Below are 20979 nucleotides of genomic sequence, written 5' to 3'. Positions count from 1 at the left end.
TCACTCAAGCTGCGCTCGCCTGCGCCACATCGAACTCTTCCCGCGTCTTGTACAGCAGGTCCAGGTTGTCGTGCTGCCAGGGGTGGAAACCTTTCTTGAAGAAGTCCAGATAGGTGCGCACCAGCGGACGGAAAATGCCATTGCGGCCCCACATCCAGTTCAGCCCGTCGCGCCAGACGCGCCAGTTCCACAGCAGTCCGTCGCGCTTGAGCATGTGGGCCAGGCCGCGGGTGGTGTCGAGGACGAAGAAGAAGGTGCCCATCACCATCGCCCGGCGCAGCACGCGGTGGCTGCCGCAGACCTGGTTGTACACATCGAACGCCACTGCCTTGTGCTCGGTTTCCTCCAGCGCATGCCAGCGCCACAGGCGGGCCATCACCGGGTGGGCGCCGGCCATGTATTCGGGGTTCTTCAACAGGCCGTCGGCCATGATCGCGGTGATGTGTTCCAGGGCGGCGGTGGCGGCCAGTTGGCGGCGCGCAGAGAACTTCTTCTGGGTGAAGCGGATGCGAGCCTGGGCGCGACGTTCGATGGCGCCGATGTCGTAACCGAGGTCGCGCAGGCGGTTGCTGTATTCCAGATGCTCGCGGCTGTGGTGGCCTTCCTGGCCGATGAAGCCGCGGATCTGCTCCTTCAGGACCGGGGCGTCGATCTGATCGCGGAACAGGCGCACCGAGTCGATGAAGAAGCGTTCGCCATCAGGGAAAAGCACCGACATCGCATCGAACAGGTGACTCTTGAAGGCGTCGCCGCTGTGCCAGTGGCGGGGCAGCGGATCGGGAAACTCGAAATCCATGTGGCGCGGACGGATAACCAATCCTTCGGGTGTGGTGCTGGCCATGGGGGCTCCTTGAGGCTGTCTGGACCATGGTCCCAATATCCGCTTGCCGGGTTTTGTAGGACAAGGTTATCTTCTGCCAACCTTCGGGTCATATCCGGCCACAACCAGAACAAGACGCCTATATGAAGCAACCGCTGACCTTCTCCGCCGAACTGGTTCCCGTCGCCTACGCCGAGTCCTTGCTGGGATTGGCGGAAGAACTGGGTGTGACCCGCGAGGCGCTGCTGAGCGGCGCTCGGGTCCGGCCGGAACTGCTCGGCAATCCCAATGGCCGCCTGTCGTTCCTCGATTTCAACCAGCTTGCCGGCACCGCGCTGCAATTGTGCCGTGAACCGGCGCTGGGGCTGCTGCTGGGCCAGCGTCTCAATGTATCCACCCATGGAATCCTCGGTTACGCGGTGCTCTCCAGCGCCAACCTCGGCCGTGCCTTGCAGTTCGCCCTGAAGTACTACCGCGTGCTGGGCCTGGCCTACGAACTGGAACTGGCGGAGCAGGGCGATTGCCTGCAACTACGGGCCATCGAATCCTTCCCGATGGGCCCGCTGGGGCGATTCGCCGGAGAAGGGTTGCTGGCCAGCTTCTTCAGCATTGCGCGCTTCCTGTTGGGGGAAGAGTTGCACGGGCAGCAGGTGGGATTCGCCCATCCAGCGCCGTCCTATGCCGCACGTTATGCAGAGGTGTTCGGTGTCGCGGTGCAGTTCGAGCAGTCCTGCCACTGGCTGAGCCTGCCGAAGAACTACCTGGAACGGCCCATGGCCCTGGCCAATCCGGCCGCGGTGCAGATGTGCGAACAGCAGTGCGAGGCGCTGCTGGCCACCCTCGATGTGCAGGATGCGCTGCTGACTCGCGTGCGCCGCCTGCTCATGGTCCGGCCCGGCGACTTCCCGGACCTCGACGGCGCTGCCCGAGCCCTGCACACCAGCGGGCGCAGCCTGCGCCGGCACCTGGCGGCCATGGGCACCAGTTATCAACAGGTGCTGGACGAAGTGCGCAAGGGCCTTGCGCTGCAATACCTCAGCACGACGCAGCTGCCGCTGTTCGAAATCGCCGGCCTGCTGGGCTTCAACGACCCCTCCAACTTCCGCCGCGCGTTCCGCAAATGGACGGGCAGGCCGCCGAGCGATTATCGTGCCGGGCCGTGATGCCCATTCCCCGAGCGCCGCAGAGCGCACCGCCGTACCGGAGACGCCCGATGACCCAGTCCACCGCCCTGATCCGCGAAACCTTCCCCGTCGGCCCGTTGCAGTGCAACTGCACCCTGATCGGTGATCCGATCAGCAAGAAAGCCATCGTCGTCGATCCGGGTGGCAATCATGAGCAGATCCTGGCGCGCCTGGAGGCCCATGGCTTGAAACTGGTCAGCATCATCCATACGCATGCGCACCTCGATCACTTCCTCGCTTCCGGCGAACTGAAGAAAGCCACCGGCGCGACCCTGCACCTGCACAAGGAAGACCAGTTCCTCTGGGACAACCTGGAAATGCAGTGCCGCATGTTCGGCGTGCCCTACAAGCCGGTTCCGGCACCCGACCAGTGGCTGGCCGACGACGAGGAACTCGCCTGCGGTTGCGGTGTTGCCCTCCATACGCCAGGGCACACGCCGGGCTCCATGAGTTTCTGGTTCCCCGAAGCCAAGCTGCTGATCGCCGGTGACACCCTGTTCCGTCGGGGCATTGGCCGTACCGATCTCTGGGGCGGCGACTACGGCACCATCGAGCGTTCGATCAAGCAGCGCCTCTACAGCCTGGACGAGGACGCCACCGTGGTAACCGGTCATGGTCCGGACACCCGCCTGGGCGACGAGATGCGCGAGAATCCGTTCGTGCGGGCGTGATCCACGGAATTTTTACGCGTTCTGATGTCTAATTGCCCGCAGCCACACCGGCTAAAAGATTTCTCAGGAGTAAATCGTCCATGTTCTCCCCGCGTCGCCTGATCATCGCCGCTACCGCTTTCGCCATGCTCTCGGGCTGTGCTCAGAACCCCTACAACCAACAGGGTGAAGTCCAGGCTCCCGCCGAGGGCGGCATGAGCAAGACCGCCAAGTACGGTGCACTGGGCGCCCTGGCTGGCGCCGTGGCTGGCGCTGCGATCAATCACGACAACCGTGGCAAGGGTGCCCTGATCGGTGCTGCCGTGGCTGGCGCGGCCAGTGCGGGCTACGGCTACTACGTCGACAAGCAGGAAGCCGAACTCCGCCGCAGCATGGAAGGCACGGGTGTGCAGGTGCAGCGCCAGGGCGACAACATCAACCTGATCATGCCCGGCAACATCACGTTCGCCACCAACTCGGCGAATATCGCCAGCAACTTCTACGCTCCGCTGAACAACCTGGCGACTTCGTTCAAGCAGTACGACCAGAACAGCATCGAAGTGGTTGGTCACACCGACAGCACCGGCAGCCACCAATACAACATGAACCTGTCGCAACAGCGCGCCCAGAGCGTGGCCAACTACCTGACGGCCCAGGGCGTCAATGGTACCCGCGTGAGCTCCTTTGGCATGGGCCCGGACCAGCCGGTCGCCACCAACGCCAACGAGGCGGGCCGTTCGCAGAACCGCCGCGTGGAAATCAAGCTGACCCCCATCCCCGGCGCCCAGGCTCCGCAGCAGTAACGCTACCGCTCCACCGCCACGAGGCCCGCTGTTGCGGGTCTCGTCGTTTCTGCCGCTCGTCGTGCGATTACTGGCGCAACGCCAGTTGCCACTTTCCTGTCTAGACTGCGTTGCAGGGCTACGAGGAGCCCGGCCCGGGTCGTAGGCCATTGCCCCCAGAGGCGATGTCGAGGCCATGGAAAGGACAGGAGCGTGCATGGACGATCATCAATTCCCCGTATCCCGCAAATACCTTCTTCCGCTACTGGTAACGCTCGCGTTGATGCTCGTTTCCGGTGGCCTGGTGCTATGGCAATGGTTGGCCCTCGAAGCGCGTAACAGTGCTGAGTACGAGCAGCGATTCAGCATCGAGGCAGAGGAAATTGCCCAGCGTGTCAGCATCCGCATGCGTGCTTACGAGATGGTGCTGCGCGGCATGTCCGGCCTCATGGTGGGTAGCAGCGCTGTCTCGGCGGAGGAATGGGCACGGGCCACTGACCAGTTGCAGTTGCAGGAGCGCTATCCCGGGATCCAGGCGTTGGCCTGGGCGCGCTACCTGAAGCACGAGGAACTCAACGATTTCGTCGCGGAGATCTGGGACCAGGGGCGCCGCGAATTCCGGGTATTCCCCTCGGAACCTCGCGAGGAATACCTCGTGGTCCAGTACAGCAGCCCCATGGATTGGCGAAACCGCCGCACGCTGGGTTTCGACATGCTTACCGAAGCGGTGCGCATGGAAGCCATCAATTACGCCCGCGAAAGTGGCGAGGCCATCCTTACCGGACCGGTGAAACTTCGGCAGGAAACCGACCAGCAGGTGCAAAGCGGTTTGCTTCTGTATATGCCGGTGTATCGTCCGGACGCTCCCAGCAGCACGGTCGAGGAACGCCGTGCGGGACTGATTGGCATGGTGTGCGGTGCATTTCGTGTGAATGATCTGATGGAAGGCATCCTGGGGACCCAGGGCAGCCTTTACAGCATCGATCTCAAGGATATGGGAAGCCCGGAGGCCCCCATGCTGGATGTGGCAGATGAAAGCCACAAACCACGATTCCACCGGGTCGAGGAGTTGAAGCTGTTTGGCCGTACCTGGGCCCTGGGCGTGGGCAGCACGGCAAAATACGAAGCCATGCTGGGCAACAGCCGCATAGCGTTCAGCCTCTGGACCGGTCTTGCCGCTGCGGTGCTGCTGTCCCTGCTGGTGGGGGGGTATCTCTACCAGCGCGAGCGGCGTCTGCAGCTCAGTCTCTCCACCACCTCCAAACTCGCCGAGCGCGAAGAGCGTTTCCGCTTGCTGTTGCAGCATCTGCCCGTGGCCACGTTGACCTGCTCGGAAGATGGTCGAATCGAAATGGCCAATGCCCGGGCGGGGGAGTTGTTTCGTTGCACGGTGGATGAACTGGTAGGGCAGAATCTGCGTCGCTTCGTACCGGGCCTGGTGAACTTGCCGCAACAGCTCGCGGGTCAGACTCCCGCCGAACTGACTGAAGTGCAGGCCCAGCAGGATGACGGCGAGCGCATTGCGGTGGCCTACAGCCTCAGTACCTTTAATCACGGCAACGACCTGCGTTACCTGTTGAACCTGGTGGACCTGCAAGCACGCAAGAGTGCCGAGGAGCGCTTCCGCCTGGTGGTCGAAGCGTCCCCCAACGCCATCGTCCTGGTGGACACCCGGGGGCGCATTGCCATGGTCAACCGCCAGGCCGAACAGCTCTTCGGCTACAGCCGCCAGGAATTGCTCGAAGAGCCGGTGGAAAAACTGCTTCCCGAGGCCTTGCGCGAGGCCCATGTGGCGATGCGCGAAGGCTTCCAGCGCAAACCCGAGCAACGGCGCATGGGCAGCAACCGCGAACTCTTCGGCCAGCATCGCGACGGCACCATGATCCCGCTGGAAGTGGGCTTGTCCCCGATCCGGTCCGGCCGCGAAACCCTGGTGCAGGCGGTGATCATCGACATCACCGAGCGAAAGGCGGCGGAGCAGCGACTGCGCGACCAGGCCGAACAACTGATGTTGGCCAACCGCTACAAGTCGGAGTTCCTCGCCAACATGTCCCACGAGCTGCGCACGCCGCTGAACAGCATCCTGATTCTCAGCGACCAGCTGCGGCAGAACATGGTCGGTAACCTGACCGAGAAGCAGACCCGGCATGCCGACATCGTCCACCGTGCCGGCAGCGACCTGCTGCAACTGATCAACGATGTCCTCGACCTGGCCAAGGTCGAAGCAGGGCGCATGCAGCTCAAGCTCGAGCCGCTGAACGTCCAGGACATGCTTGCCGAACTGGATGGCAGCCTCCGGCCCATGGCCGAAATCAAGGGCCTGCGCCTGAACACCCACGTCCAGGCGGGCGTGCCGAGGGTTATCCACAGCGACCGTGTGCGCCTGCACCAGATCCTGCGCAACCTGTTGTCCAACGCCCTCAAGTTCACCGAGCAGGGCGAGGTGGAACTGTCGGTGGAACTGGACCCGGCCGCCGCGACCGACGAACGCGAAGTGCTGCGTTTCGCCGTGCGCGACACCGGCATCGGGATTCCCGAGGACCAGCACGACCGCATATTCCAGGCCTTCCAGCAGATCGATGGCTCCACCAGCCGGCGCTTCGGTGGCACCGGGCTGGGACTGGCCATCACGCGCCAACTGGTGCTCGCCCTGGATGGCGATATCACGCTGGAAAGCGTGCCGGGACGGGGCTCGCGCTTCATCGTCCGGCTGCCGGTGGCGGTCGCCGCCAGCCAGCCGAAGGATGACGAGGAACCGGCGCAACCGGTGCGCACTGGCCAGGGGCCGGCGGTGCTGATCGTCGAAGACGACGTCAACTTCGCCTCGGTGATCGCCGACGAAGCCCAGACCCATGGCTTCTCCAGCGTCCATTGCCGCAGCGGAAAACAGGCCATCGCGCTGCTGCAGAACGAACGCTTCGCTGCGGTCATCCTCGACATCCTGCTGCCGGACATCAGCGGCTGGCAGATATACCGGCGCCTGCGCGGTCACGCCAACCACCGCGCCACGCCGGTGAACATCATTTCCTGTGTGCCGCAGCCCCAGGACTGGAACGAGGACGCTACCCGTTACCTGGTCAAACCCATCGCCCGGGCAGATCTGGAGCAGGTGTTCCAGGACCTGGAGGGTGGGAGTCCACCGGAGGAGCGCAAGCTGCTGCTGGTGGAAGACGTGGATGTGGAGCGCGAGCACTACCGCGAGCACCTGGAGCAACTGGGCTTCAACGTGGTGGCCAGCGCCAGTGGCGAAGGGGCCCGGCAGGCTTATGCACAGGACGAATTCTCCGCCCTGGTGATCGACCTCGACCTGCCCGACCAGGATGGTTTCGAACTGCTCGACAGCCTCGACCGGGAACGTCCGCTGGACGGCTCGCGAGTCGTCATCAACACCGGTGTAGACGTCAATCAGCAGAACCTTCAGCGCCTGCGCCGCTATTCGGCGGTCGTGGTGCGCAAGGCGGGCGAGGACCTCGACAATCTCAGTTCGGCGGTCCAGGGCTTCCTCGCCGCCGTGCGCCAGCCACGCGGCAGCCTGGACATGGACCCGCTGGAAGGCAGCCGGGTGCTCCTGGTGGACGACGACGTGCGGAATATCTACGCCCTCAGTGCCCTGCTGGACGAGGCGGGTCTGAAGGTGACGGCCGCCGGCGACGGCCTGGAGGCCATCGAATGCTTCCAGCGTGAACCTTTCGATCTGATCCTGATGGACATGGCCATGCCCAAAATGGACGGCTACACGGCCACCCGCGTGCTCAAGCAGGAGCACGGTTGCGGTGTGCCGATCATCGCCCTGACCGCCCACGCGATGAAGGGTGACCGCGAGAAATGCATTACCGCAGGTGCCGACGACTACCTGGCCAAGCCAGTCAGTCGCCAGGAGTTGCTGGACATGCTCTACCGCTGGCTGGAACAACCAGGAGGTCGCCATGGCGCACCTGCAGCTTAAACAGGCCCCGGCGGACAACATCCTGCTGGTGGTGGATGACCGCCAGGAAAACCTCGCAGCCATGGAGGCGCTGCTGGACGACGGCGAATGGCAGGTGCGCACCGTGGATTCGGGCGAGGCCGCGCTGAGATGCCTGCTGGAAGAGGAAGTCGGGCTGGTGCTGCTGGACGTGCAGATGCCGCGCATGGACGGCTTCGAAGTGGCGCGGCTGATGCGCAGCAGCCCGCTGACCCGCTTCACGCCGATCATCTTCATTTCCGCCATTGCCCATACCCAGGACGCTGTGCTGCGTGGCTATACCTCCGGTGCGGTGGATTTCATCCTCAAACCTTTCGACCCCCAGGTGCTGCGCCACAAGATCCAGTCACTGCTGGCACACGAGCGCAATCGGCGCGATCTGCTGCAACTCAGCCAGCAGCTCGACAGCGCCCGCGCCTTCAACGCCTCGGTGCTGGAGAACGCCGCCGAGGGCATCCTGGTGGTCGGCGAAGACGGCCTGATCAGTTTCGCCAACCCGGCCATGGCGAAAATGCTCCAGGGCAGCGTGGACGACCTGGAAGGCCGGCCATTGCTGAGCCTGATCGCCCATCCCGAGATGACGGGCGAATGGAAACTCTCGGATTTCTACCGCCACTGGAAGCAGAACGAGACCTACCGCCTGCATGACGCCAGCCTCAAGACCATGGGCGGCGAGCGACTGCCAGTGGCGTTGTCGTCCTCGCCACTGCCGCGCTTGCAGCGCTCGATGGTGGTCATTGCCCTGGACATGTCCGTGGTACGCCAGCTGCACGCGCAACTGGAGTCCCAGGCAATCACCGATGCCCTCACCGGGCTGCTCAATCGCCGTGGCTTCCACCAGGCGTTGGAGGCGTCCCTGGCGCGCATCGAGCGCAACGGCAAGCGCATGGCAGTGCTCTACCTCGACCTGGACGGCTTCAAGCTGATCAACGACTCCCTCGGCCATGAAGCCGGCGACCGTGTGTTGCGGCGGGTGGCGGAGCAGTTGAAAAACTGCCTGCGCCCGTACGACATCCTGGCGCGCATGGGCGGCGACGAATTCACCGCGCTGCTGGATACCCTCGATCACCCCGAGGACGCCGCGCGGGTGGCGGAGAAACTCATCGAACTGGTCTCGGTGCGCCACCGTATCGAGGGCATCGACGTCACCCTCGGTGCCAGCGTCGGCATCGCCTGCTTCCCCGAGTGCGGGCAGAGCGTGGACGGCCTGCTGCGCGCGGCGGACATCGCCATGTACGAGGCCAAGCGCTCGGGTCGCCAGCAGTACCGCTTCTATTCGCCGGAGATGAACGGTCGTGCCCGCTCCCGCCTGATGCTGGAGGAAAGCCTGCGCAATGCCATCGAGCAGAGCGACTTCCACCTGGTCTACCAACCGCAGGTCAACCTGGAGACCGGTCGCCTGCGCGGTTTCGAGGCGTTGTTGCGCTGGGAACACCGAGTAGCCGGCACCGTGGCGCCCAATGTGTTCATCCCGCTGCTGGAGGAAACCCGCCTGATCAACCGCCTGGGTGACTGGGTACTGCGGGAAGGGGCCCGCCAGTGCAGTACCTGGCAGTCGTCGTTCGGCGACGACCTGGTGGTGAGCCTGAACGTCAGTCCGGTGCAGTTCGGCATGCCGCAACTGGTGGATGACCTGCGGCGGGTACTCGGCGAGTTCGGCCTGCGCCCCGAACAGCTGGAGGTAGAAGTCACCGAAAGCGCGTTGATGCAGGACCTGGAGCTGACCCGCGAGCAACTTCGGCAATTGCGAGCGCTGGGGGTGCGTATCGCCATCGACGACTTCGGCACCGGCTATTCGTCCCTGGCTTACCTGCGGCACTTCGAGCTGGACACGCTGAAGATCGATCGCCTGTTCATTTCCAACATGCTGGAGTCGCGGCGCGATGCAGCGGTGGTCAGCACCATCATCGACCTCAGCCGCCACCTGGGCCTGGAGGTAATCGCCGAAGGGGTGGAAACCCTGGCCCAGCGCGACTGGCTGCTGGAACACGGCTGTACATTCATGCAGGGCTTCCTGGTGGCGCCAGGGCTGCCGGTGGTCAAGGCCGAGGTCTTTCCACGGGTGGTGGACTGGGTCGCGTTGCGCGAAGGCGCGGACAGCGTTGTGGTCTCTCCCTGACACTGAGGTGAGGCCATCGCGCACACCGGAAATCGCGGGCCTACACTTCATTTGTCAGGGCATCGGGCGCGCGCCCCCTGCCTATTGAGAAAAGGAGGCTCCATGTACTGCTTTGTTGTGGCGTATCCCAATGCACCGGGCGCCAAGTTCGACTTCACCTACTACTGTGAGGAACACATCCCACTCCTGGCCCGCCTGATCGGCGAAAACCTGGTGAAGCTCGAAGTGCGCAAGGGTCTGGCTGCAGCGGATGGCGCGGTGGCGCCGTTCATCTGCATGGCCAATATCTGGGTACTGTCGGTGGATGAATTGCGCAGCACGCTGGAACTGAACGGCGACGAGATCAGCGCCGATATCGCCAACTACACCAACCTGGCGCCCCTGCTCCAGGTGGATGAGGTGCTACAGACGCCCTAGAGCAAGAAAAAGCCCGCCGATCGGCGGGCTTTTCGTATCCGGCTCAGGCTGCCGGGAATTGCTGGTGCAGCCGGGCGAGCTGGGCGTCCTTGGCTTCCCACAGGCGGTTCACCCATTGCTGGAAGGCCAGACGGTACTGCTCATCCTGGTCGTAGTTCTTGCCGATGAACTCGCGGGGGATATCCAGCTTCTCGATGCGTACCACGACCTGGCGCAGTCGGCCCGCCAGCAGGGCCCAGAAGCTCGGATTGCCGTCCGGGTAGTGGATGGTCACGTTGACCAGCGAATGCAGCTGCTCGCCCATGGCGTCGAGTACGAAGGCGACGCCGCCTGCCTTGGGCTTGAGCAGGTACTGGAACGGCGAACCCTGTTGGTCGTGCTTGGCGCGGGTGAAGCGGGTGCCTTCGAGGAAGTTGAAGATGCCCACCGGGTTGTCGCGGAACTTGGCGCAGGTGCGACGGGTGGTTTCCAGGTCCTTGCCTTTCTTCTCCGGGTGCTTGGCCAGGTAGGCCTTGGAGTAGCGCTTCATGAAGGGGAAATCCAGCGCCCACCAGCACAGGCCGATCACCGGGACCCAGATCAGTTCCTGCTTGAGGAAGAAGCGCAGCAGGCGGATGCGGCGATTGAACAGGTGTTGCAGGACCAGGATGTCCACCCAGCTCTGGTGATTGCTGGTGACCAGGTAGCTGTGCTGGTAATCCAGCCCGGCCAGCCCGTCGACGTCCCAGCGGGTGTCGCGCACGAGGCGCATCCACAGCTTGTTGCAGCTGATCCAGCCCTCGGCGATGAAGCTTGCAGCCCAGTTCAGCGCGCCCTTGGTGGCACGGAAGGGCAGCAGCAGCTTCAGCAGCGTGACGGCGAACAGCGGCAGGCACCAGAACAGGGTGTTGAGCACCAGCAGGACAGCTGCCAGGGCGCCGAGCAGGGGAGAGGGGACAAAGCTGAGCATGGAAGGGTGGAGCCTCACCGTGGGTGGTCGTGGCCACCGCGTCATTGGATAGGGCCCGCTGCATTCCATGACTGCGGGCAGAATGGTGGCAAAGGTTAACGGTTGTTCACTCAACTGCAAGCGCGAAGGGTGACCGGGTGGTCGAACAGGTCGCGGCGCGAAGGGGGAAGGGCAGCTTTTTTGTGGGGGCGAATTCATTCGCTAAGCAGGCCGTAGGCGTGCCCACGGGATTCACTGGGGCTGCTGCGCAGCCCTTTGCGAATGAATTCGCCCCCACATGGGAGTGCAACGACTCAGCTTTCGTTACTGCAAGCCGCCTGAATCGCCGTCAGGGCAACGGTGTGGATGATGTCGTCCACCTGCACATTGCGCGGCAGGTCGTTCACCGGCTTGCGCAGGCCCTGGAGCATCAGGCCGGCGCTGGCCACGTGATCGGCCAGTTGCGCTTCCTTGTAGGCCGCATCGCCGTGGGCGAGGTCGGGGAAGACGAACACCGTCGTGCTGCCATCGCGGCTGGCGGTGGCGTAGGGCAGGGGGCCTTCGATGGGCAGTTCGGGGCGGGCGGCGCGGGCCAGGCGGGCGGCTTCGCGGACCTTGGCCAGTTCTGCTTCTTCGGTTGAGTCGCAGATCATCGCTACCCGTGGCGTTATCCCCAATGCCTCGGCGGAGTCCGCACTTTGCAGGGCGATTTCCGCCAGGTCGCTGGCGTCGGGGTCGGGGTTCACCGCGCAGTCTCCGTAGACCACCACCTGTTCGGGCAGCAGCATCAGGTAGACGGAGGAGGCGATGCGGTAGCCGGGCGCCGATTTGATCAGCTGCAGCGCCGGGCGAATGGTGTTGGCCGTGGGGTGGATGGCGCCGGACACCAGTCCGTCCACTTCATCCAGCGCCAGCATCATGGTGCCAAGCACCACGTTGTCTTCCAGCTGAGCCGTGGCCATGGGGGCGTTGAGGCTCTTGTTCTGGCGCAACTCCACCATGGGCTGGACATAGCGTTCGCGAACCTTGTCCGGATCGAGGATTTCCAGGCCTGCGGGCAATTCGATGCCCTGCGCCTTGGCCACGGCATGGACATCGTCCGGCCTGGCCAGCAGTACGCAGTGGGCGATGCCCCGTGCCTGGCAGGCGGCGGCTGCCTGCACGGTGCGCGGCTCGCTGCCTTCAGGCAGGACGATGCGCTTGCCGGCGAGCTGGGCTTGCTGGATCAGGCGGTGGCGGAACGCCGGGGGAGACAGGCGCGGGGTCGCGCTGGGAGCGCCGCAGCGGGCGCGCAGCCAGTCGAGGTCAAGATTGCGGGCGACGAACTCGGTAACTTTCTCCGCGCGCTCCCGGTCGTCCACCGGAATTTCCTTGTTCATCCGGTTGAGGTTGGTGGCCGTGTCATAGGTGCCGGTAGCCACGCCCAGCACCGGCAGTCCGCCTTGCAGGGCACCACGGCAGAGTTCCAGGGTGCGCGGGTCGGGCTGGATGTCGCTGGAGAGCAGCAGGCCGGCCAGCGGCACGCCGTTCATGGAGGCCAGGCTGGCGGCGAGGATGATGTCGTCGCGATCGCCCGGCGTCACCACCAGCATGCCCGGCTTGAGCTGCTGCACGGTATTGGGCACGGTCCGCGCGCAGACCACGATCTTCTGCACGCGGCGCTGGTCGAAGTCGCCGGCGTTGATCACCTGGGCCTTCAGCAAGTCGGCGACGTCGCGGGTCCGCGGGGCATTCAGCTCGTCCAGCCAGGGCACACTGCCCAGCAGGCGGAAATCGTCACCGCGCAGCAGGGGCGACTGCTCCTTCAGCCGACGGGAGAACTCGTCGTCGCGCACCTTGTTGAGGATCACCCCGAGGACCTTCGGGTCACGTGGTCCGCCGAACTGCTGAGCCTGGATCTCCAGGCGGTCGGACAGCTCCGAGAGGCTCTCGTCTTCCGGCGCCGACACCAGGATCACATCAGCGTCCAGGCTCTTGGCCAGATGGAAGTTGATGCGCGCCGCGTAGCTGGCGTGGCGGGTCGGCACCATGCCTTCGACGATCACCACATCCTTGTCCTGCGCGGCCTGCTGGAACAGGCCGGTGATGTCTTCCAGCAGTTCGTCCAGCTGGCCGTCGGCGAGCATCCGCTCCACCTGGGACTGGGCCAGCGGCATCGGCGGTTTCAGGCCGTGGGTGCGCGCCACCAGCTCGGTGGAGCGCTCCGGGCCGAGGTCGCCAGGATGAGGCTGGGCCACCGGCTTGAGGAAACCGACCTGCAGGCCGGCCAGTTCCAGGGCGCGCACCAGGCCCAGGCTGGTGGAGGTCAGGCCGACGCCGAATCCGGTCGGGGCGATGAAAAAGCAGTGCATGGGGCTCCTTGGTGAAATCGGTTCAGGCAAGCAGGCCTAGGGTATCGAGGGCGATCTGGCGTTCTTCGTTGGTCGGCACCACCAGCACGCGCGGATGGCCGCGCTGGTGGATGGGACCGGCGATGCCGCGCACGCAGCGGGCGTTGGCTTCGCGGTCGATGGCCAGGTTGAGCAGCTTCAGGTGGTCCACCGTGCGGCTGCGCACAAGGGGTGAATTCTCGCCGATCTCGCCGGTGAAGATCAGCCCGTCCAGCTGCGGCAGGGCGCAGCTTACCGCCGCCAGGGTCTTGGCCAGGCGGTAGCAGAAGACTTCGATGGCCAGGGTGGCGCCGGCGTGGCCCTGGTCGCGGGCCGTCTCCAGGCTGCGCATGTCCTTGGTCAGCTCGGAGAGACCGAGCAGGCCGCTTTCCTGGCGCAGCACCTGGTCAATCTTCTCCAGGCTCCAGCCCAGGCTGCGATGCAGCTGGGTATAGAGGTGCGGGTCGATATCGCCACAGCGGTTGGCCATCACCAGGTTCATGCTGGCGTCGCGGCTCTGGCCGTTGACGATGGCGCAGGCCGAGCTGTGCTCGCCGATGTGCGCGGAAAGCCAGCAGCTGTCGCCGAGGGCGAGTCCGGCCAGTTCTGCGGCACGGCGGCTGACGAAGCGGTGACTGTTGCCGTGGAAGGCATAGCGGCGCAAGCCGTGGTCGCGGTAGACGGCATCCGGCAGGGCGAGGCGGTAGACGTGCTCGGGCATGCTCTGGTGGAAGGCCGTATCGAACACCGCCACATGGGGCAGGTTCGGCAGCAGGTGCATGGCGGCTTCGATACCGATCAGGCTGGCCGGCATCTGCTGCGGCGCCAATGGCACCAGGGCCTGCAGTCGACGGATCACCTGGGCATCCACGCGGCAGGCGGAGTTGAACAGCTCGCCACCGTGCAGCACGTGGTGGCCGACGCCGTGCAGCTTGCCGCCGGCCGCAGCCTGGACGATGGGCATCAGCTGTGACAGCGCGGAGCGATGGTCGGCGTTGGGGATCATCAGGCTGTCCTTGTCGCCGCCGCGCTGCCAGCGCAGTTCGGCATTGCGGCTGCCGAGCCCGTCGGCCATGCCGTGGAGGATGAACTGACTGTGAGCCTCGTTGACCAGGGCGAAGCGCAGGGACGTCCTGCGGGCGTGGATCACCAGGATGTTGCGTGCGGGCATCAGGTTTCCTCGGTGGGAACGGCCGCCAGCCCCTGGGCGCACCAGCCGCAGGGAAAGAGGCGACCCAACTGGTCGGCGCGTTTTGCGGGGTCGAGTACCCAGGCGCGCGACTGCCAGGGCGGCTGGTGCCGCAAGTGCTGAGTATGGCCGCAGGAAAGCACTGCCACCCAGTGACCGTCCTCGTCTTGCCTGTACCCGACCAGGCGGGGCCGCCCGTCAGCGTTCGGGTCGCAATCGACTGGCCGCGCGGTTAAACTTGCTCGTTCATCATTCATTTGCAGAAGGTCTCGCACCATGCTGATCGCCGCCAACAAGGCCGTGTCCATCGACTATACCCTTACCAACGACGCCGGTGAGGTGATCGACAGCTCCGCCGGCGGCGCTCCGCTGGTGTACCTGCACGGCGCCGGCAACATCATCGCAGGCCTGGAGCGCGCCCTTGAAGGCAAGCAGGTTGGTGACGAGCTGAACGTTGCTGTCGAGCCTGAAGATGCCTACGGCGAATACAGCGCCGAGCTGGTCGCAACCCTGGACCGCGCCATGTTCGAAGGCGTCGACCAACTGGAAGTCGGCATGCAGTTCCACGCTTCCGGCCCGGACGGCAGCATGCAGATCGTCACCATCCGCGACATCGACGGCGACGACGTCACCGTTGACGGCAACCACCCGCTGGCTGGCCAGCGCCTGAACTTCAAGGTCAAGGTCGTTACCGTGCGTGATGCCAGTGACGAAGAGATCGCTCACGGTCACATCCACGGCGAAGGCGGTCACCACCACTGACCGGTCGTCCGCGACTGTCGTCCCGGCAAATCGCGAATCGGCTGCTAAGCTGAGAAAACCGAAAAGGCGCCCCGGGGCGCCTTTTTTGTCCGCTGTGAAATCCCTGAGATTCTCGAGGAGTCAGTCATGAGTGCCTTTCACGACCTCAATCTACGTGCGCTCGACGGTCAGGACCTGCCGTTGGCGCCGTACAAGGGCCAGGTGGTGCTGGTGGTGAATGTCGCCTCCAAGTGCGGCCTGACGCCCCAATACGCCGGGCTGGAAAAGCTCTATCAGCAATACCGTGACAAGGGTTTCACCGTGCTGGGTCTGCCGTGCAACCAGTTCGCCGGGCAGGAGCCGGGCAGCGAGGACGAGATCCGCGAGTTCTGCAGCCTGAACTACGGCGTGACCTTCCCGCTGGGCAGCAAGATCGAGGTCAACGGTTCGGCTCGCCATCCGCTGTATCGCCTGCTCGCGGGTGAGGGCGCCGAGTTCCCCGGCGAGATCACCTGGAACTTCGAGAAGTTCCTCGTCGGCAAGGACGGCCGCGTGCTGGCGCGTTTCTCGCCGCGCACCGCACCGGAAGACCCCGCGCTGATCCAGGCTGTCGAAAAGGCCCTGGCCTGATCCACCCCCCCGCACTCATGAACGCTTGACCGTAGGAGCCAGCTTGCTGGCTCCTACGGTTTCTTCCCCGGCAGTATCTTCCCCGGCTTTTAGTGCTCGATCAGCATCGTCAATAGTGCTGGGCAGGGCGAGACGACCGGTCATATGCTCGCCGCCATGACCAGTATCCGACTCGACAAACGCGACCTCATCCTCGCCAAGGGCTCCCAGGTGATGACCCGCCGTGGCTACCACGGCACCGGCGTGCAGGAGATCGTCCAGGCCGCAGGCATCCCCAAGGGCTCCTTCTATCACTACTTCGCCAGCAAGGAAGACTTCGCCGTCCAGGCGCTGGAGTACCTCTACCTGCCGCGACTGGATCGTTATGCACAGGCCCTGGGCAATTCCGCATTGAGTCCGTGCCAGCGCATCCTCGGCTACTACCGCGAGCTGCTGGTGCACTTCTCCAGCCGCGAAAAACCGGAATACCACTGTTTCATCGGCAGCCTCGGTTTCGAGATGGCCGAACTCTCGCCGGCTATCGGCGAACAGGTGGAACGCATCCTCCAGGGCTCGGTGGACATCCTCCAGGCCTGCCTGGAAGAGGCCGTGGCCGCTGGCGAGCTGTCCGCCGATGAGGACTGCGCCAACCTCGCGGCCTTCATCGCCAATGCCTGGCAGGGCGTGCTCACGCGCCTGAAGGTAGGCGGCGGCACCCTACCCATGAATGCATTCGTCGACCGTCTGGAGCTTCTGCTCCGGGCGTAATTTTTCAATGCCTTGAAACCGAGACGACCGGTCATATGGCCGGCCACAGGAGAACCCATGACCGCTCCCGTACAAGCCCTCTTCGAACCCTTCCGCCTCGGCGGCCTGGAACTACCCACCCGCGTGGTAATGGCGCCGATGACCCGCTCCTTCTCGCCGGGCGGCGTGCCCAACGCCAAGGTGGTGGAGTACTACCGTCGCCGTGCCGCTGCGGGCGTCGGCCTGATCATTACCGAGGGCACCACCATCGGTCACAAGGCTGCCAACGGTTATCCCCACGTACCGCGTTTCTTCGGTGAAGACGCCCTGGCTGGCTGGAAGGAAGTCGTGGACGCCGTACACGCCGAAGGCGGCCGCATCGTTCCGCAGCTCTGGCACGTGGGCAACGTGCGTCGCCTGGGCACCGAGCCGGACGCCAGCGTTCCCGGTTATGGCCCGACGGAAAAAGTGAAGGACGGCCAGGTCGTAGTCCATGGCATGACCAAGGACGACATCCAGGAAGTGGTCGCCGCCTACGCCCAGGCTGCGCGTGACGCCAAGGCGATCGGCATGGACGGCGTTGAAATCCATGGCGCCCACGGCTACCTGATCGACCAGTTCTTCTGGGAAGGCACCAACCAGCGCACCGATGAATACGGTGGCAGCCTGGCCAACCGCTCGCGCTTCGCCATCGAAGTGATCCAGGCCATCCGCGCCGCAGTCGGCCCGGACTACCCGATCATCTTCCGCTACTCCCAGTGGAAGCAGCAGGACTACACCGCGCGCCTGGTGACCACCTCCGAAGCCCTGGCTGATTTCCTCAAGCCGCTGTCCGACGCCGGTGTGGATATCTTCCACTGCTCGACCCGCCGCTTCTGGGAGCCGGAGTTCGAAGGCTCCGAACTCAACCTGGCCGGCTGGACCCGCCAGCTCACCGGCAAGCCTACCATCACCGTCGGCAGCGTCGGCCTGGACGGCGAGTTCCTGCAGTTCATGGTCAAGACCGACAAGGTCGCCCAGCCGGCCAATATCGAAGGCCTGCTGGAGCGCCTGAACAAGGAAGAGTTCGACCTGGTCGCCGTGGGCCGCGCCCTGCTGGTGGACCCGGACTGGGCCGTGAAAGTGCGCGAAGGCCGCATGCAGGACATCCTGCCGTTCAGCCGGGATGCGCTGGGCAGCCTGGTGTAAGGCACTGGAATGAAGGAGCCCCGCTTAGGCGGGGCTTTTTTTGCCCGGATGGAGCTACTGCCTGCCCCATTGCCCCCTCACCCCCGGCCCCTCTCCCGCAAGCGGTAGAGGGGTGACTCGCGCCTGTCACGCGGCATCCATCCTGCACGGAAGGCCCCCTCTCCCTCTGGGAGAGGGCTGGGGTGAGGGCAGCATCCGCCGCGCCGAGTCCCCTCAAACCCTCATTCAGTTGGGCTGACATCACACCCTCCCGCGGTCACTGTGCGCGCACCACAACAAGCGCCGGCACACCGGCCGAAGGAGTCACCCATGCGCATTGGCCTGGTAGTGGATGCCACCTGCGACCTGCCCCAGGATTTTCTCCTCACACACCGCATCCCCGTGCTGCCCATTCGCATCCGACTGGCTGAGCATTCCCTGGTGGATCGCCGGGTCCCCCAGGCGACCCAGGCCTTCTACCGCGAACTGCTGCCCAAGGTTGGCGCGGCCGATCGTAGCGAGCCGCTGCAGGTGGTGGAGATGCAGGAGTGGTTCCTGGAAGAGCTGGTCACCCGTTTCGACCATGTGATCTGCCTGACGATTTCCGCCCAGCGCAGCGCGATCTTCGAGCACGCCACCCAGGCCTCCTTCGGCCTGCTACAGCGCTATCGCGACCGTCGTTCGGCGGCTGGCGTGGCCGGGCATTTCGCGATGCGCGTGGTGGATGGCGGCAATATTTTTGCCGGCACCGCTGTGTTGGCCGCCGAGGCGGTGCGGCTGATCGGCGATGGCGCCCACCCCAATGCGGTGCGTGCGCGGATAGAACAGCTGGCGGGCCAGGTCTGCACTTTCCTCCTGCCGGACGATCTGGGCCATCTGCGCCAGCGTGGATTCCAGAAAGGCGAACGCAGCGGCCTGCTCGATCGCCTGCGGGGTGCGGCACTGGGGCTGGGGTCGCTGTTGGATGTGAAACCGGTGATCAGCGTGCAGCAGGGGGAGGACAAGCCCGTGTCGCTGGCCCCCAGCTTCGACAAGGCGGCGGAGAAGCTGCTGGCCCATGCGAGATCGCGGGTATTGGCGGGTGAGCTGCTGGCGCCGCAGTTGTGCATCAGTTATGCCGGCGAGCTGTCGCTGGTACGTGACCTGCCGGGCTTCGCCGAACTGGAGGCAGCCTGTGTCGAGCGTGGGGTTGCCCTGCATCTGTCGATGCTGAGCCCAACCGGCGCGATCAACCTGGGGCGTGGCGCGCTGAGCCTGGCCTACGCCGCGCCACCGGCGGCGTTCTCCTAGGCCTGCGGGGGCAGGCTGCTGCCGGCCGGGACGTCCGGCTCCGGACGGCGTGCATGTGCCAGGTACTGCTCGAACTGCTGGACGATGGCCTCCCAGCCCTGACGGCCGGCGTGCATGCGCGCATTGAGTCGCACGCGACGCAGGCATTCCGGGTCTTCCAGCAGCCAGGTCGCTGCCTCGACGAAGCTGCCCGGCTCGTCCGGCAAGGCCAGTGCGCCGTTGTGCCCATGGCGAATGTGCTGGGCTGCGGCCGCCTGGTCGAAGGCGACTACCGCCAGCCCGGAGGCCAGGGCTTCCAGCACCACATTGCCGAAGGTTTCCGACAGGCTCGGGAAGAGGAACAGGTCACCGGATGCGTAGTGACGGGCCAGCTCCTCGCCGCGTTGCACGCCACAGAAGATGGCGTCCGGTAGCGCGCGTTGCAGAGCCGTGCGTTGCGGACCGTCGCCCACCACCACCAGCTTCAGTCGCAGCTGTGGATAACGTTCCTGCAGGCGCTGGAATGTCTCGCCGAGCAGGCCGAGGTTCTTCTCCGCAGCCAGCCGCCCGACGTGGATCACGGCGATCTCCTGATCCCCCACGCCCCACTCTGCACGCAGTTCCGGGCAGCGGCGGGCGGGGTTGAACAGCTGGCTGTCTACACCTCGCGACAGAAGTTGCAGGCGCTCGAAGCCGCGCCGGGTAAGGTCCTGCAACTGGCTCACGCTGGGCACCAGGGTCAGCCGCGTGGCGTTGTGGAACCAGCGCAGGTAGTTGGTCAGCAAGCGGGTCAGCAGGCCCGCGCCGTAGTGGCCGGTGTACTGCTGGAAGTTGGTGTGGAAACCGCTGACCACGGGAATCCCCAAGCGCCGGGCAGCACGCAGCGCGGAGAAGCCAAGCGGACCTTCGGTGGCGATGTAGAGCACATCCGGTTTGCGCTGGCGCCAGCGGCGCAACAGTTTGTGCAGGCAGGACTGGCCCCATTGCAAACCGGGGTAGCCCGGCAGCGGCCAGCCGCGAATCAGCAGCAGCTCATCGTCGCTCCGGCGGCCCTGGTCGCAGGACTGGCGCGGACGCACCAGTTGCAGCCGGTGTCCGGCGGCGCGGAGGCCATCACTGAGGCGGCCAAGGGTATTGGCCACGCCGTTGACTTCGGGCAGGAAGGTTTCGCTGATCAGCGAGATGTACAGGGGCGCTATGGTCATGCAGGCAGTGTCGGTACTGGCGATGTAGCCCGTGTGACAGCGGGATGACCGATGAATGACGAGGCCTCCGGGGGGAGTTCACGGGGCGATAGGGCGTGTCCTGAAGGAACGCCTGTCGCCCCCCGCCGGGTGCGCCGCTGGACCCTCCTAGACTTGTTAGGGCATGTCCCTCATGCCGGCGGGGCCCCGTAATCCTTTGCTTCCAGGCTCAGGCCAGCGGATGGCCCGGCAGTGACCACGTCCCTCCTGACGTGATGGGCAATGCATCTGCGCCGGACCCTCACCGGCAGCGGATCGATCCAACCAACGGACCTTTCCCGTCCGTGGCTGGGTGCCCCGCCTCTACGGCCAGGTAGAGGCTCACTCTGAATCTCCCGGAGGTTCGAGATGAACAAAGTGCTCGTTATAAGCGGCTTCGCGGCATGCCTGCCGCTGATGGCCTTCGCCGACGCCAGGATGGAGGCTGAACTGAACGGCCTCGATATTGATCTGGCGCTGAGTGCGCCGTTGATCCAGCCGGTCAATGCTTCTGCCATCAGCCGGGGCGCCAGTCAGGTTCTCAAACTCACCAACCGCGGTACGCAAGCTGCCCACTGTGGGGTTGTACCGGGCGTGGCCGACGCCATGCGCCCGGCGGGCAAGCGAGTGCGGCTCGAACCGGGCGCCAGCGCGCTGATTATCGTGGACAGCCGACCAATAGGCCGGAGCACGAATGCCAGGCTTTCCTGCACCCCTGAACGGAGCTCATAACACCATCCTCGGCAGGGTACCCACAGGTTTCACTGGGTACCTTGCCGCGACGGTGGAGAAGGAAATCGC

The 20979-nt window shown here is 64.9% G+C and carries 18 protein-coding genes; 12 read left to right on the top strand and 6 right to left on the bottom strand.

What is annotated here, in order from left to right:
- Window positions 1–4 precede the first annotated feature (4 nt).
- Complete coding sequence (locus tag E8E95_RS22135; protein ID WP_280353916.1) at window positions 5–841, bottom strand: metal-dependent hydrolase; 837 nt, start codon at window positions 839–841, stop codon at window positions 5–7.
- Between the two features lie 122 nt (window positions 842–963).
- On the opposite strand from E8E95_RS22135, the gene E8E95_RS22130 reads away from it, so the two are divergent.
- From E8E95_RS22130 to E8E95_RS22105, 6 genes are all read left to right on the top strand, one after another.
- The gene (locus tag E8E95_RS22130) at window positions 964–1983 is read left to right on the top strand and encodes an AraC family transcriptional regulator (RefSeq protein ID WP_280353915.1); all 1020 of its coding nucleotides are present in this window, start codon (window positions 964–966) and stop codon (window positions 1981–1983) included.
- 50 nt (window positions 1984–2033) lie between these two features.
- Window positions 2034–2675, top strand: a complete 642-nt coding sequence (locus tag E8E95_RS22125) for an MBL fold metallo-hydrolase (protein WP_280353913.1) — start codon at window positions 2034–2036, stop codon at window positions 2673–2675.
- An 80-nt stretch (window positions 2676–2755) separates the two neighbouring features.
- The gene (locus tag E8E95_RS22120) at window positions 2756–3457 is read left to right on the top strand and encodes an OmpA family protein (protein ID WP_280353911.1); all 702 of its coding nucleotides are present in this window, start codon (window positions 2756–2758) and stop codon (window positions 3455–3457) included.
- 196 nt (window positions 3458–3653) lie between these two features.
- The gene (locus E8E95_RS22115) at window positions 3654–7382 is read left to right on the top strand and encodes a response regulator (protein WP_280353910.1); all 3729 of its coding nucleotides are present in this window, start codon (window positions 3654–3656) and stop codon (window positions 7380–7382) included.
- A complete protein-coding gene (locus E8E95_RS22110) occupies window positions 7363–9519 on the top strand; it encodes an EAL domain-containing protein (RefSeq protein ID WP_280353908.1) in 2157 nt (718 codons plus the stop codon). Before E8E95_RS22115 ends, E8E95_RS22110 begins: the two co-directional genes overlap by 20 nt.
- A 102-nt stretch (window positions 9520–9621) precedes the next feature.
- Window positions 9622–9936 carry an EthD family reductase gene (locus tag E8E95_RS22105; protein ID WP_077525904.1) on the top strand — a complete coding sequence of 105 codons (315 nt, stop codon included), beginning with the start codon at window positions 9622–9624 and terminating at the stop codon, window positions 9934–9936.
- 43 nt (window positions 9937–9979) lie between these two features.
- Here E8E95_RS22105 and E8E95_RS22100 read toward each other — a convergent pair whose 3' ends face one another.
- From E8E95_RS22100 to E8E95_RS22085, 4 genes are all read right to left on the bottom strand, one after another.
- Entirely contained in the window at window positions 9980–10885 is a 906-nt protein-coding gene (locus tag E8E95_RS22100; RefSeq protein WP_280353905.1) for an acyltransferase, read from the bottom strand.
- Between the two features lie 293 nt (window positions 10886–11178).
- The gene (pta, locus tag E8E95_RS22095) at window positions 11179–13215 is read right to left on the bottom strand and encodes a phosphate acetyltransferase (RefSeq protein ID WP_280353903.1); all 2037 of its coding nucleotides are present in this window, start codon (window positions 13213–13215) and stop codon (window positions 11179–11181) included.
- Between the two features lie 22 nt (window positions 13216–13237).
- Window positions 13238–14404, bottom strand: coding sequence for an acetate/propionate family kinase (locus E8E95_RS22090; RefSeq protein WP_280353901.1), 1167 nt, complete (start codon window positions 14402–14404; stop codon window positions 13238–13240).
- Window positions 14404–14730 carry a DUF3565 domain-containing protein gene (locus E8E95_RS22085; protein ID WP_179060473.1) on the bottom strand — a complete coding sequence of 109 codons (327 nt, stop codon included), beginning with the start codon at window positions 14728–14730 and terminating at the stop codon, window positions 14404–14406. Before E8E95_RS22085 ends, E8E95_RS22090 begins: the two co-directional genes overlap by 1 nt.
- Between E8E95_RS22085 and E8E95_RS22080 the strand changes: the two genes are divergently transcribed.
- From E8E95_RS22080 to E8E95_RS22060, 5 genes are all read left to right on the top strand, one after another.
- Window positions 14699–15184: a peptidylprolyl isomerase gene (locus tag E8E95_RS22080; RefSeq protein WP_179060472.1), complete on the top strand. Its 486-nt coding sequence runs from the start codon at window positions 14699–14701 to the stop codon at window positions 15182–15184. The two genes, E8E95_RS22085 and E8E95_RS22080, sit on opposite strands and share 32 nt — an antisense overlap.
- A gap of 126 nt (window positions 15185–15310) precedes the next feature.
- A complete protein-coding gene (locus tag E8E95_RS22075) occupies window positions 15311–15793 on the top strand; it encodes a glutathione peroxidase (protein WP_179060471.1) in 483 nt (160 codons plus the stop codon).
- A 156-nt stretch (window positions 15794–15949) separates the two neighbouring features.
- Window positions 15950–16540, top strand: coding sequence for a TetR/AcrR family transcriptional regulator (locus E8E95_RS22070; protein ID WP_280353898.1), 591 nt, complete (start codon window positions 15950–15952; stop codon window positions 16538–16540).
- 57 nt (window positions 16541–16597) lie between these two features.
- Window positions 16598–17707 (top strand): NADH:flavin oxidoreductase, encoded by a 1110-nt coding sequence (locus E8E95_RS22065; RefSeq protein ID WP_280353896.1) that lies wholly within the window; start codon window positions 16598–16600, stop codon window positions 17705–17707.
- Between the two features lie 309 nt (window positions 17708–18016).
- The gene (locus E8E95_RS22060) at window positions 18017–18976 is read left to right on the top strand and encodes a DegV family protein (protein WP_280353894.1); all 960 of its coding nucleotides are present in this window, start codon (window positions 18017–18019) and stop codon (window positions 18974–18976) included.
- On the opposite strand, the gene E8E95_RS22055 is transcribed toward E8E95_RS22060, so the two are convergent.
- A complete protein-coding gene (locus E8E95_RS22055) occupies window positions 18973–20160 on the bottom strand; it encodes a glycosyltransferase family 1 protein (RefSeq protein WP_280353892.1) in 1188 nt (395 codons plus the stop codon). The two genes, E8E95_RS22060 and E8E95_RS22055, sit on opposite strands and share 4 nt — an antisense overlap.
- A 387-nt stretch (window positions 20161–20547) precedes the next feature.
- On the opposite strand from E8E95_RS22055, the gene E8E95_RS22050 reads away from it, so the two are divergent.
- On the top strand, window positions 20548–20910 hold the full coding sequence (locus E8E95_RS22050; RefSeq protein WP_280353890.1) for a hypothetical protein: 363 nt from the start codon (window positions 20548–20550) through the stop codon (window positions 20908–20910).
- The last annotated feature ends 69 nt before the right edge of the window (window positions 20911–20979 follow it).

It is taken from the genome of Pseudomonas sp. BN414 (genome assembly GCF_029871275.1).
GTDB classification, from domain to species: Bacteria; Pseudomonadota; Gammaproteobacteria; order Pseudomonadales; family Pseudomonadaceae; genus Metapseudomonas; species Metapseudomonas resinovorans_C.
This window is presented reverse-complemented; position numbering and strand designations above follow the sequence as displayed.